Annotated in this window: 13 protein-coding genes; 9 read left to right on the forward strand and 4 right to left on the reverse strand. The window is 37.7% G+C overall.

Annotated features, from left to right (window positions below; genetic code table 11):
- Positions 1-119: 119 nt before the first annotated feature.
- Positions 120-1,382 (reverse strand): NAD(P)/FAD-dependent oxidoreductase, encoded by a 1,263-nt coding sequence (locus tag FHS59_RS05465; protein ID WP_184493742.1) that lies wholly within the window; start codon positions 1,380-1,382, stop codon positions 120-122.
- Positions 1,383-1,892: 510 nt separating this feature from the next.
- Between FHS59_RS05465 and FHS59_RS05470 the strand changes: the two genes are divergently transcribed.
- On the forward strand, positions 1,893-2,549 hold the full coding sequence (locus tag FHS59_RS05470) for a Crp/Fnr family transcriptional regulator (protein WP_184493744.1): 657 nt from the start codon (positions 1,893-1,895) through the stop codon (positions 2,547-2,549).
- On the opposite strand, the gene FHS59_RS05475 is transcribed toward FHS59_RS05470, so the two are convergent.
- On the reverse strand, positions 2,550-3,353 hold the full coding sequence (locus FHS59_RS05475) for a universal stress protein (protein WP_184493746.1): 804 nt from the start codon (positions 3,351-3,353) through the stop codon (positions 2,550-2,552).
- 189 nt (positions 3,354-3,542) lie between these two features.
- On the opposite strand from FHS59_RS05475, the gene FHS59_RS05480 reads away from it, so the two are divergent.
- The 3 genes from FHS59_RS05480 to FHS59_RS05490 all read left to right on the forward strand — a co-directional run bounded on the left by FHS59_RS05480 (position 3,543) and on the right by FHS59_RS05490 (position 6,333).
- On the forward strand, positions 3,543-4,349 hold the full coding sequence (locus FHS59_RS05480) for a sulfite exporter TauE/SafE family protein (RefSeq protein WP_184494506.1): 807 nt from the start codon (positions 3,543-3,545) through the stop codon (positions 4,347-4,349).
- A 28-nt stretch (positions 4,350-4,377) separates the two neighbouring features.
- Complete coding sequence (locus FHS59_RS05485) at positions 4,378-4,704, forward strand: rhodanese-like domain-containing protein (protein WP_184493748.1); 327 nt, start codon at positions 4,378-4,380, stop codon at positions 4,702-4,704.
- Between the two features lie 108 nt (positions 4,705-4,812).
- A complete protein-coding gene (locus FHS59_RS05490; RefSeq protein WP_184493750.1) occupies positions 4,813-6,333 on the forward strand; it encodes a DUF4394 domain-containing protein in 1,521 nt (506 codons plus the stop codon).
- 72 nt (positions 6,334-6,405) lie between these two features.
- On the opposite strand, the gene FHS59_RS05495 is transcribed toward FHS59_RS05490, so the two are convergent.
- Complete coding sequence (locus FHS59_RS05495) at positions 6,406-7,125, reverse strand: sulfate ABC transporter permease (protein ID WP_246388310.1); 720 nt, start codon at positions 7,123-7,125, stop codon at positions 6,406-6,408.
- A gap of 6 nt (positions 7,126-7,131) precedes the next feature.
- On the opposite strand from FHS59_RS05495, the gene FHS59_RS05500 reads away from it, so the two are divergent.
- The 5 genes from FHS59_RS05500 to FHS59_RS05520 all read left to right on the forward strand — a co-directional run bounded on the left by FHS59_RS05500 (position 7,132) and on the right by FHS59_RS05520 (position 12,407).
- A complete protein-coding gene (locus tag FHS59_RS05500) occupies positions 7,132-8,331 on the forward strand; it encodes a tetratricopeptide repeat protein (protein WP_184493752.1) in 1,200 nt (399 codons plus the stop codon).
- Between the two features lie 209 nt (positions 8,332-8,540).
- Positions 8,541-9,023, forward strand: a complete 483-nt coding sequence (locus FHS59_RS05505; protein ID WP_184493754.1) for an Lrp/AsnC family transcriptional regulator — start codon at positions 8,541-8,543, stop codon at positions 9,021-9,023.
- 60 nt (positions 9,024-9,083) lie between these two features.
- Positions 9,084-9,626 carry an NUDIX domain-containing protein gene (locus FHS59_RS05510; protein WP_184494508.1) on the forward strand — a complete coding sequence of 181 codons (543 nt, stop codon included), beginning with the start codon at positions 9,084-9,086 and terminating at the stop codon, positions 9,624-9,626.
- Between the two features lies 1 nt (position 9,627).
- Positions 9,628-10,986, forward strand: coding sequence for an MATE family efflux transporter (locus FHS59_RS05515; protein WP_184493756.1), 1,359 nt, complete (start codon positions 9,628-9,630; stop codon positions 10,984-10,986).
- Positions 10,987-11,054: 68 nt separating this feature from the next.
- A complete protein-coding gene (locus FHS59_RS05520; protein WP_184493758.1) occupies positions 11,055-12,407 on the forward strand; it encodes a M24 family metallopeptidase in 1,353 nt (450 codons plus the stop codon).
- Here the strand turns inward: FHS59_RS05520 and FHS59_RS05525 are convergent.
- The gene (locus FHS59_RS05525; RefSeq protein WP_184493760.1) at positions 12,401-13,582 is read right to left on the reverse strand and encodes an MFS transporter; all 1,182 of its coding nucleotides are present in this window, start codon (positions 13,580-13,582) and stop codon (positions 12,401-12,403) included. The genes FHS59_RS05520 and FHS59_RS05525 overlap by 7 nt on opposite strands.
- Position 13,583 lies beyond the last annotated feature (1 nt).

Genomic DNA, 13,583 nt, shown 5'->3' on the forward strand with positions numbered 1-13,583 from the left:
GTGAAATTGAAAAGTAAAGGATAGAAATCACAATTCGACCTTCCTTTAGATAAAAAGCATACTGATGATTTGGAAGGTTAGAAAATAAAAAAACCGGTCTATAAAAGACCGGCTCCGCGTTAAGCTTTACCTTTTAGCATCAGATTCCAATACATGAAGGGTAGGCCATATTTTTTTAATAACCACATCGAATATTGTTCTTTTGTGGTGTCCACAAATTTGGAAATAAGCGGATCTGAATCTCTGATATTGTCATATTTGAATTCCGCCAAAACCATTTTCGAATAACCAGTTACAAGTGGGCAGGAAGAATAGCCATTGTATGATGCTGAACCGATATGGTTGCTGTGAATTATTTTCAACAGATTTTCTACTAAAACCGGTGCTTGTTTTCTAATTGCAGCTCCAGTTTTTGCTGTTGGCAAAGCAGCTACGTCGCCAAGAGAAAAGATGTTTGGGAATCTTTTATGTTGAAGTGTATGAATATCCACATCAATCCATCCTTTATTGGCACCTTCTTGAATAGAGACGATAGAATCTCGGATAAACTTGGGAGCTGCCTGAGGTGGGGCTAAATGAAGAAAATCAAAAGATATTTTTATTTCAGAATCACCGATAATTTCTTCACCGATCTTATTTCCTTCTGTGATAACACATCCGTTTTCTCCAGGTTTTGAATATTTAAAGTAGATCTCCTTTTTATCCGGGTCTATTCTGACTGGAGCATAAAATGGCTTGAAAATGATATCCCTATCATGGATAATTTTATTGAGCGTCTTTGCAAAGTCTGGAACACCGAAAATAACTGTTCCCGGTGTAGCAAAAATCACATTGGTGTCATTTCGTACTCCTGACTTTCTGAAATACTCTTCTGCCAAATACATGATTTTCTGTGGCGCACCTCCACATTTAATCGGAGTGGTTGGCTGGGTGAAAACAGCATTCCCTCCTTTAAACTTTTGAAGCATTTCCCAAGTGTATTCTGGGTCTGTATAATTGCTACAGACAACCCCTTTTTCCATCGCCTCAGGCAATCCTGGAAGTAAGCTTGGTTCCATGACCAAACCTGGTGCAACGACCAAATAATCATATGTGATTTTTCCTGAAGTTTTTGTTTCTATTGAATTGTTCATAGGATTGATATCTGTTGCATAATCCTTGATCCAATCAACTCCCTCAGGGATGTAGTCTGCCTCATTTCTTTCGGTGTCTTTGAAATTATAGGTTCCTGCACCTACTAAAGTCCAAGCGGGTTGATAATAGTGTTTCTCCGATGGTTCCACTATTGCCATAGAAAGAGACTTGTCTTTCCTTTTTAACTGTGCAGCTACTGTGATACCCGCAGTTCCTCCACCTATAATTACTATTTGATAATGGTTCATGGTTTACCGAATTGATTAGCATAAAAATAGGGAGGTCAGATGACGTAAAAGGTGACTTTTATCACCTATTGAAAAAAAGTTTTTCAAGCGATCTAGGAATTAAAAAGTCAAAAATTGCTTATCGGAAGATAACTCTAATCTGAAACGATTGAGGTAAATAAATCAACTACATCAGCAAATTTAATTCAAACCGGTAATTGTCAATCCCACGTCTGGGAGTGTCAACTTGAACCCTAAAGAGTATCCGAAAGACTAAAAGCCAAAAGAGCCGAAACACACACGGCTGCAGAAATAAGACCACTGAGTAGGAGATTAGGCCTTTTTAAGATTCTGAGGACCTCTCCATTGACCAAAGGACCAATTGTATGTTGTCCAACTTGTTAGGAATGTTTTTAAAACTCCCGGGATTTTCTGGGAGTTTTTTTTGAAATAGGGTAAATTCTAAAGGAAATGTGATTAATATCACCTTTGCCCATGGCAGACTTGACTAAATTTGACTTTTTGTAAACTATGAATCAGGAAGAGCTAAAAGAATATTTACCAAATTTTACGGATCCAAAATTGCTTCAAGCTATTTTGGAAAAGGGTCAAATAATTCATTTGGAACCGGGTAAAATATTAATGGAACCGGGTCAATATATCAAAATGGTGCCCATCGTATTGGAGGGTTCAATTAAGATTTTGAGGATGGATGAAGAGGGCAAGGAGTTGTTTCTTTATTATTTGGATGCAGGAGAAACCTGTGCTCTTTCTTTGACTTGCTGTAGCGCTTCCAAGCCTAGTGAAATAAAAGCAATTGTCGAGGAAGAGACGACACTAATCGGAATCCCTATCGCTGTTCATGAGCAATGGAGTAATGAATTCAAGCAGTGGAAGGATTTTGTTTCTAATACGTATCAAAGCCGTTTTCAAGAAATGTTGGTGGCATTAGATGCAGTAGCATTCAAACGTATGGACCAGCGTCTGATGCAATATATTGTCACTAAGATGAAGCAGTATAAAGCCAATGAACTCCAGACTACTCATCAGGAAATCGCAAATGAACTAGGAACATCCCGAGAAGTGATTTCTAGGTTGTTAAAACAATTGGAAAAGAAAAAGTGGATCGAACTTGGTCGCAATAAAATCTATATCCGAGATGATTTTGAGGAATTGATCAGTAAGTAATCAGTTCATTATTAGAAGTGGTACATGCGTGTGATTAGCCATCTGAATACTTTTACTTCGAGTCAGGATTTCTTCCCAGAAGTTTTTATGATGGTGGCACATCACAAGTATGGTGTTTTCATTCTTGCTTAAATACTCATCCAGTCCTTTCATTAAATTATCAGAGTGAATTGTTTCTAGTTTGGTTTCCAATTCTGGATTCTTTTTTTGTACATAAGCTTCTAAACCTAACATCATCAATTTTTCATTAAAATGTTCTTGGATGACAATATGAAGGAATTCAAGTTTTAAGCCCCAAACTTGACCCACTCGAATGATCCATTCAATAAATGGTTCTTCATGGTCTGAAAATTCCAATGCAAGAGTGACTTTTTCTATGTTTTTAACTTCTGCATCTCCTGGTACTAGCAATACCGGTTTATCTGAAGATTTGATGATGTCTGTAGAAGTTCTTCCCAAAAAGGAAAAATTTAATTCAACTGAATCATGAGCTCCAATGACTAATAAATCAGCATTGATTTCTTTAGCAGTTTTTGAAGTCATGATGGCAACTGTTCCATCTTTGATTATGAAATCAAATTTGATCCCTGTACGATCATATGAATTAATCAATTTCTGAAAATAGGATTCGGCATCCCGATGCATTCCCTCAATGACAATGGCTGCTTGTGCTGCAAAATCATAAACAGCTTCTATCACATGTAATACTATAATTTCTCCACTTTTCTTTGATACCAAGGAAACAGCAAAGTCTAGCGCTTTTTTGGAATTATCAGAAAAGTCTAAAGGGACCAAAATTTTCATAGAAGTAGGATTTTAAAATAATTTACAAAAAATGATAGTGTGAAGTACACCTGATTTGCTAAATTCTTTTTCAAGATTCTCAGCAGTTTAAAGAGCTAATTTTTTAAAATATCCTTAATTGTAACATTTGTCACTACTTCCGGCTGATGCCTTTAATACTTTTGCAATGTCAATTCTGAAAAACAAATGATGGATTTAGTAAACGTATTTGGCTTTGCTGCCGCAATAATTATCGGAGTTTCTTTAGGGCTAATCGGGGGTGGAGGTTCGATTTTAACTGTACCTGTACTAGTGTACATTTTAAATGTGGAACCAGTATTAGCCACTGCCTATTCTCTTTTTGTGGTGGGTAGTACCTCACTAGTAGGTTCATTTACCTATATGAAAAAACAACTGGTGAATTATAAGACTGCATTGGTTTTTGCAATTCCTTCCTTTATTGCTGTTTTCCTCACCAGAAAATTTCTAGTACCGGCTCTTCCTGATCCCTTGTTTACGATTGGAGGTTTCACGGTTGCCAAAAGTGTCGGTATCATGGTCTTTTTCTCTATCATCATGCTCGCAGCATCCTATTCTATGATTAAGGAGAAAAAGGCGACAACAAATGGAGATGATTCTGACATAAAATTCAACTTTCCTTTGATTGCAATTGAAGGAGTGGTAGTGGGATTGATTACCGGGATTGTTGGTGCTGGCGGAGGGTTTTTAATTATTCCTGCGTTGGTTTTACTGGCAAAATTACCTATGAAGAAAGCGGTCGGAACTTCACTTTTGATTATTTCAGCTAAATCACTGATCGGCTTTTTAGGGGATGTTTCCAATCAAACAATCGATTGGTCCATGTTATTAATCTTTACAGGACTTTCTATTGTAGGAATATTTATTGGAAGTGCTTTATCGAAGAAAATCAATGAAAAGGCTTTAAAGAAAGGGTTTGGTTGGTTTGTATTGGCAATGGGGATTTATATCATTTCCAAAGAGTTGATTTTCGCTTAATCAAGTTTTCTAGAGAGGTTTATTTGAGATGTTGGGTATAGATGTCAATAAATATGAAAGCCTACCAGCTGGCAGGTTTTATGATCTGGTTTTGGAATCAGAAACTGTCGTGATAGATGTAAGGTCAGAAGGTGAGGTATTAAGTGGTAAAATTCAGGGAGCCTTAAACTTTGATGTTTCTTCAAATAGATTTGTCAATCAAATAGAAAATCTTCATAAAGAAACCACTTATTTGATTTATTGTCGATCAGGAAATAGAAGTGTTATGGCTTGCCAGATTATGGTAGAACTTGGCTTCAAAAATTTAAAAAATTTAAAATATGGTTTGGTAGCCTGGCCATTTGGAACGGTTTAACAATCAACTTATTTCAGCTGGAAAGAGTCTTTTTAGACTCTTTTTTTTTGTACCTAATCCATGTTGGAAGTTCACATCGTAAATGGGTTTGATCAAAAACAACTACCAATGAAAAGCAAAATTAAATTTCCGATTTTTGTAGCTGCAATTTTTAGTTTGGCAGCTCTTGTTTCATGTGACGATAAAAAGGGCAATGACCCTGTTGTCGAAATGCCCGGAGAAGCTCCGGATGTGATATTCACTGCATTAACAGGTGATAATAAGATTCTAACATACAATGCACAAGATCTTTCTACTGCATTGTCAAGTGTCATGATTTCGGGATTACCATCTGGGGAGAACATCATTTCAATAGATTATAGACCTGCGACAGGCCAACTTTATGCATTGAGTACTGCTAGTAAATTATATCATATCAATGAAAATACCGGTGCAGCGACCATGCTAGGGACAGAACCTTTTTCACCAGCTTTTGATGGGGAAAATGCGTCAATTGATTTTAATCCGACTGTAGATAGAATTCGTCTGGTGACTGAATCAGGACAAAATCTTAGACTTCACCCAGAGCTGGGGACTGTTGTTGCTATAGATGGTTCAATTAATGGAGGAATGATGCCTAGAATTGGAGCAGTAGCGTATACCAATAGTTTTTCAGGAACTACCACTACAACTCTTTACGATATCGATTTAGAGCAAAACAAGCTGTATAAGCAAGTTCCCCCAAACGATGGAGGATTAGAAGAAGTGGGAGATTTAGGAATGGACCTAGAAGGAATGAGTGACATGGATATAAATCCTGATAATTCCCTGGCTTTTGCCGTAAGTATGGAAAATACCGAAACTAGATTGTATCAGATTGATTTGATGAGTGGAGAAGCTGATTGGATAGGAATGTTTAGAGATAACGTTATCAGCATTGCTTTTAAGACCAATCCTATTGCATATGCATCTGATGCAAATAATATGTTCTATAGATTTGATCCTACCGATCCAAATCCAATAGCGGTACCTTTTAATGGTTTGGCATCTGGTGAAATGATTTCTGGTTTGGATTATAGACCTGTCAATGGGCAATTGCTGGCAGTTTCTAATATGAGCCAGCTTTATAGCGTCAATCCTTCTAATGGTAATCTTACTGCGATAGGTAGCCCTCTAGACCCAATGGCAATGGGTATGTACATTGGTTTTGACTTTAATCCAACGGTGGATAGAATTCGTTTGGTGACAGAATCTGGTCAAAATTTAAGATTACACCCTGATTTAGGAACTGTGGTTGCGGTGGATGGATCATTAAATCCTGGTATGCCACATGCAACAGCCGCAGCATATACCAATAGTTTTGCTGGTACGACGACTACTGCTTTATATGTGATTGACTCTGAAAATGATATGTTGTATCAAGTTTCACCACCAAATGATGGGGATTTGGTGGAAATCGGTCCGTTGGGTATCAATGTAGAGGATGACAATGGATTTGATATCGGAGGAACTTCCAATATGGCTTATGCCGTGTTGACTGTCAATGGATCATCTGCAGTTTATTCCATTGATTTAATGACAGGTGAAGCCATGATGGTTTCAGGTTTGAATTTTAGCCCAACGGCAATGGCTTTGGGATTAGGTTTCTAAAACTGAAAATCCAAAGAGTAAGAAAGGCCAGCATTTGACTGGCCTTTTTTATTGAGAAATTCTCAAAATCAGCTAGCCTTTGTAGACCAGCACATAAAATGTAAGCCAAATGGCAAGAGGGAAATAGTAGGAAAGTATAACTACGATTGAACTTTCTCCGAGGCTTCTGTTACTAATCATATGAAAACCATAAAGCCAGAGTATTCCATAAAATATTTCAAAAACATTGATTGTGCCTAAGGCATAATGAAATTTATCAGCAACATTTTCTGGCCCCAAAAGAGATAACATAGAAAGTGCTCGATACTCATCAATTTCTTGGTAAGTCACTGTTGAAGAAGGGTCCAGAAAGGCCAGAAGTCTAATGAGTTCAGGGAAAATAAAAATAACCTCAGCTACCAAAGCAAACTTCCAGAGTTCTTTATAAGGCACCTTAAACCCAATAATAAATGCTCCTACCCAGAATAGAAATGAGATAACTGTAAACTTCCAAAGTAGGGCAAATGGGGTCCAGATGTAGTTTAAAGCATTGAAAATATGGAAAATCATAAAATCACCACGACTTTCCAATGCGTCATAATCCGGGATTGATTCTAAAATCAGGGTATTTGTTAAATACCTGATTATCAAGAATAAAAAAACTAGAACGATAAAATATATTCTTTTATCGAAATCTATTATCTCTTTGAGACGTTGTGCTTCAGAAGAAAGAGGTTTAGCCATTTTAAGATGATTCTCATTCAAATCTAAAATAATGTTTGGGATTCCATCTAATTTTGCAAAGTCATTCAAAAAGTCATGTTTAAAAAAATAGCTTCATTTTGTTTATTTTCGATTTTGCTGTTTAGCAATGTGGAGGGTTTTAGTCAATCTGCGATGCCTGATACTTTTGCCATTGAGCAATCACGCTATTTATTATTGGATAAAGGACTCCAGTTTAGGATTACTAAATCCATTAATAGCATGTATAACTTTGATTTTGACGTGTCAAATCGGGATTTTGCTGTATTGGCTTACCAGTATCCTGATCATCCACTTCCTGACTTTTTGATGGCATTAAGTTATTGGTGGAGAATTGAAGTAGATGTGACCAATGAGAAATACGATGACATTTTTATCCAGTACCTCGATCGGGCAATTGAAAAGGCGGAAGCTATTTATGATGAAGATGAGACCAATAAAGAAGCTGCGTTCTTTCTTGCTGCAGGATATGGTTTTCAAAGTAGATTGTATTCCGAAAGAAAGAAATGGACAAAGGCTGCATGGGGAGGTAGAAATGCCTTAAAATACATGGAACTCAGCAGAGGTGAAGAAGAGTTTAATCCGGAGTTATTATTGGGAGATGCACTTTTTAACTACTTCTCTGTATGGATTCCTGATAATTACCCGCTTTTAAAACCTGTCATGGCTTTGTTTCCGAAAGGAAACAAAGAACTTGGTCTTCAACAGTTGGAGCAGGTGGCTTCTAACGCATTCTATACCAGAGTCGAGGCACAGTACTTTTTATTTAGACTTTATGCTTCCGAGGAAAAGAAACCTTATGAAGCGTTGAGGATTTCTGAATACCTGCATTCCAAATTTCCAAACAATCCTTATTTCCACAGATCCTATGCGAGACACTTGTATACTGTGGGAAGATGGATAGAGTCTGTTGACCAATCCATGGAAATATTGGAAAGAATAGATGCGAAACAAACTGGCTATGAAGCAAACTCCGGAAGGTATGCTTCTTTTTATGTGGCAGAATACAATAGAAGAATTGGGGATATGGCCATGGCCAAAAAATATTATTTGAAAACTGTATCCTACGGGGAAGAATCAGAATCTCAGGAAAGCGGGTATTACTTGCATGCGTTAGTCCAACTTGGAAAAATAGAAACTGCAGCGGGAAATAAAGACTTGGCTAAAAAGTACTTCAAAGAAGTAAAACGTTATGCAAAGCGAAAACACCCCGCTCATCAGGAAGCAAGGGATTTTATCAAAAAGAATAAACTTTAAATTAAATTCTCTCGTAATTTTGTTAGTGAGACAGGAGATAATTTGAATTTTTTTGAGGAGCTGAGGGATTTTAAAAGGAATCTTTGCTAAAACCCTCTGATTTTACAATAAAATTTCGAATTCAGAGATTAAAATCTTGTCTATCGCGTTAAAATTTTAAGCAATTATTATAATTTTGCACAACAGAAAATTTTGTAAAAACTGAGATCATGGATAATAGCGTAAGAATAAAATTTGATAAAATCGACAGAAGAATTTTAGAAATCCTTCAAGGGAATGCTAAAATTACAAACGCTCAACTTTCCAAAGACATTGGACTTTCTCCTGCACCGACATTGGAACGTGTTAAAAAACTAGAACAATCAGGTATCATTAAAAGCTATCATGCTAAACTTGATCCTGAAAAAATTGGTCTTGGTGTTAGTACTTTTGTGCTAGTCAGTTTGATCGGACATAACAAAGGAAATATTGAAGCTTTCATGCTAGAAATCAATAATATTCCTGAAGTAATTGAATGTCATCACATTACTGGTACAGGTGACTTTATCTTGAAGATCATCTCTAAGGATATCACAGCTTACCAGAAGTTGATGTTGGAAAAAGTTTCTGAAATCAAAGAAGTAGACTCTATGCAGTCTATGGTGATTTTGTCTACTTTCAAAGATTCTAAAGTATTGCCTATCCCGGCATAATTTTAATTATAAAATGAAATTTTAAGGGTTGGCGTAAGTCAACCTTTTTTTTTGAATACAATGGAAAATAATCCTTGGCAAACCGTGGAATCCAAAGAGATTTATCAAAATCCTTGGATCCAAGTAGAAGAACATCAAATCGTCAATCCTGCAGGAAATCCCGGGGTTTACGGCAAAGTACATTTTAAGAATAAAGCCTTGGGAATTATTCCTTTGGATCAGGATAATAACACATGGATTGTAGGGCAGCACAGATATCCCTTAGATGAGTATTCCTGGGAAATCCCCATGGGTGGAGGGCCAATCGGGGTGGATATCCTAGAAAGTGCGAAAAGAGAACTCAAAGAAGAAACGGGGCTGAGTGCCGGAAAGTGGACAGAGGTTATGAGAATTCACACTTCAAATTCAGTGACGGATGAGGAAGGATTTGTTTTCTTGGCTGAAGAACTGACTCAGGGAGAGACTGAATTTGAAGAAACAGAGGTTTTACTGATTAAGAAATTGCCATTTCTGGAGGTAGTAGAAATGGTGATGAATGGAGAAATAACGGACGGAATCAGCATTGCTGGAATATTAAAAGTTGCCCGGATTTTGGGAAAATAAAATGACGATTAAAGATCACTTCAGAATTACATTTAACCTTGCTTTTCCGGTGATGTTAAGTCAGCTGGGCCAGGTCTCTGTAGGGGTTGCAGATTCCATGATGGTTGGTAGGTTAGGGGCTTTGCCTTTAGCAGCTGCTTCCTTGGGTAACAGTATTTTCTTTGTTATTCTGATGTTTGGTATGGGAGTTTCGATGGGGATAACTCCATTGGTTTCAGTAGCCGAAGGAAAGGGGAAAAACAAAAGAATTTCTAACCTTTTCCGCCATGGTTTTTGGATTAATATAGCTACGAGTCTGGTTTTGACAATCTTGGTTTTAATCATTGCCCAAGGATTGAATTTTTTGGAACAGCCAGAAGAAGTGGTGACTTTGACAATACCTTACCTGTTTGTAATCACGGCATCACTGTTACCTTTTATGATTTTTCAAACCTTCAAGCAGTTTGCCGAAGGATTATCTCAGACGAAACAGGCGATGTACATTACCATATTTTGTAATCTGGTGAACGTGTTTTTGAACTGGGTTTTGATTTTTGGAAAATTAGGAGCGCCTGAAATGGGATTAATGGGAGCTGGTTGGGCTACATTGATTTCAAGAATTCTTATGCCGATCATGATGGGATGGTACGTGTTAAAGTCCAAGAGGTATCAGATTTATAATCTTTCCATGGTCTTGAAACTATGGAGCTTACCGATGTTTAGTAGAATTTTAAACGTGGGGATCCCGACTGGATTTCAATATATTTTTGAAGTAAGCGCCTTTAGTACTGCTGCAATTATGATGGGTTGGCTAGGTGTCAATGCGCTTGCTGGACATCAAATTGCCATCAATTTGGCTTCTATCAGTTATATGATGGCTGCTGGTCTCTCGACTGCTGGTATGATCAGAGTTAGCAATCAAATTGGCAAAGGAAATTTCAAAGCGATGAAAGAAGCGGGTATGGTAGTTTATGCAATGGCTATGATTTTCATGTTTACAACTGCTTTGATCTTTGTGGCATTTAAAGATTTCCTTCCTACGCTTTACATCGATGATCCAGAAGTTGTATCACTTTCTGCATCTTTACTAGTTATCGCAGGGTTTTTCCAGTTGTCCGATGGGGCACAGGTAATTGGACTAGGAGTTTTGAGAGGTATGGAAGATGTGAAAATCCCGACTTTGGTGACCTTGGTGGCTTATTGGGTAATTGGTTTGCCTTTGGGCTATTTGTTAGCTTTTAATTTTGGTTTCGCCGAAAAGGGGATTTGGTATGGATTACTAATCGGATTAAGTGTAACGGCATTTTTGCTTTATTTCAGATTTAGAAAATTGAGTAAACAAAGAATGTCTGTATCTAAACCCATTGTTCCGGCTGTTTGACCAATCCATTAAGTTTTATTCATCAGAATAGAATAATGGATTATATTCAGGAATAAAATATTCTGAATATGGTTAAAAATATACTTTCGCTTCTACTGGTTTTTTCACTTTCTCAAATTTGTTTTTCGCAGGATTTTGCTGTGCTGACACAGCGGGAGCAAGCAGAAGTTATCGACGGTTGGTTGGATGACAGAATCACTAATCTACTTCCTCAGCTTATGACTGAGACAGGGATCGATATGTGGGTGGTTATTTCGAGAGAATATAACGAAGACCCAGTAATCAGGAAGCTTCTCCCTGCAACTTGGATGGCCGCAAGAAGAAGAACTATCCTTGTGATGTACCAGCCAGAACCAAATGCCGCTGTAGAAACTTATGCTGTGGCGAGATATGATGTTGGTAAGGCATTTAAGAGAGCTTGGAATCCTGATTCTCAACCTGATCAATGGGAAGCTTTGATGGATTTAATTAAAGCAAAAAAACCAAAAAGGATCGGATTGAATTATGCCAAAGATTATGGGCATGCTGATGGGTTGACCATGAATGAATATCAGATTTTTCATGATTACCTCCCAGAAAATCTAAAGGAGAATATCGTTTCTGCTCAAACTTTAGCAGTAAGATGGCTAGAAACCAGAACTCCTTCTGAAATGGCTACCTACCGTCATATTCAGGAAATAGCTCATCAGATTATACAGGAAGGTCTTTCTGAAAAAGTAATTACTCCTGGTGTGACCACTACAGATGATGTGGTTTGGTGGTACCGTGAGAAAATCAAATCATTGAAGTTGGATACTTGGTTTCATCCTTCAGTGGATATCCAGAGAGCAGATCCAAATTCTCAGGAAGCCAATCGGTCTTTTGCTGTAAAGCCTGCTTCTCAGGTCATCATGCCAGGTGATTTGCTTCACGTAGATTTTGGTATTACCTATTTGAGATTGAATACAGATACACAAGAAATGGCCTATGTGTTGAAGTTTGGAGAAACTGAAGTTCCGGCCTTCTTACAAAAAGCGTTTGAAGCTGGAAATAGAGTTCAGGATATTTTGACACAGAACTTTGTCGCTGGTAAGACAGGAAATGAAATTCTTCGTGCTTCTAGAAGTATGATGGATTCGGAAGGTATCAAAGGAAGCATTTATACCCATCCTTTGGGCTATTATGGGCATTCAGCTGGTCCAACGATAGGAATGTGGGATAATCAGGGAGATACTCCTGGAGCAGGGGATTTTCCACTTTATGCAAATACTGGATATGCGATCGAACTTAATGCGGTTGTTTTTGTAGAAGAGTGGAATAAAGAGGTAAGAATTATGCTCGAAGAAGGAGCGTTTTTTGACGGAGAAAAAGTTATGTATTACAATGGACGTCAAAAGAAAATCCTTGCTATTCCTCGTCAAACCAATTACTTAAATCAGTAAGAGGTAGATCGGAATCTTCCGTTTTTGTTAGAAAATAGCAATAGAATAAATGCCAGAAAGGCAAAGCAGGCAGAGGTTAAGAATACAAGTTTGAAATTATCTGAGGAATTGGAGAATAGTGTACCTGAGACTAAAGCGCCCAGGCCTATTCCCATTTCCAAAGCGATATACATGGTAGCCAAAGCTCTTCCTCTATAATCATCTAAGGATAAATCTATCACCCAAGCAGTTACTGTTGGACTATACATTCCCACAGCAGATCCAAATAAAACTCCTGAGATCAGAAATAACTCGATACTGTTTGAAAAGGCAATGGTACACATTGCAATAACCATCAGAAAACTCGCAATTCTCAGAACAGGAATTCTTCCATAGCGATCTGAAGTTCTTCCTGCGATCAACCGGATTCCTAATGAGGAAATCGTGAAAATGGCAAAAAACAATCCCTTATTTTGAATTCCCAGATAACTGGAGAAATCTGGAATAATTGTCAAAACTGTTCCGAAAGAGAAAACACATAGAAGCAGCACGAGAGAAGGAAGTAGCACACGTTTTTCGATGATTTCTTCCTTTTTAAGTTTGAATGACTTTAAAGAAACTCGCTGTGGATTTTTTAATGTTTCCTTTACCCGGATGATGATCAATATAGATAAAACAGCCGTAAAGGCGGAACAATAAAATAATACGTCTATTGGCCAGATAGTAGCTATCCAGCCTCCAATGGCAGGTCCTGCAGCCATTCCCAAGGATCCAAACAAAGACTGGATCCCCATTGCTTCACCTCTTTTTTGAAAAGGGACAATATCTGCCACGTAGGCGGAAGTGCCTGTTGGTTTAAATCCGGTCGAGAAACCATGGATAAATCGCAGAAACAGAAAGCCTCCAATAAAATTGAGAATAGGGTAAAGCAGCCCAACGATAAAACAAACACTGGCGCCAAAAATCATCACAGGGATTCTTCCAATTGTGTCAGCCAATTTGCCACTGAAAGGCCTGGATAAGCCCGCAGAAAGAGTAAATAAGGAAATGATAAGTCCTTTGTAATCCTCTCCTCCAAGTGAAGTCAAATACCCCGGAAGTTCCGGGATGATCATGTTAAATGAAGAGAAAAATAAAAAGGAGCTAAAGCAAAGCAGGAAAAAATCAAAAGTAAAAAAGGAGGGGAGTAGTTTCATT

The organism is Algoriphagus iocasae (assembly GCF_014206875.1).
Lineage (GTDB): Bacteria > Bacteroidota > Bacteroidia > Cytophagales > Cyclobacteriaceae > Algoriphagus > Algoriphagus iocasae.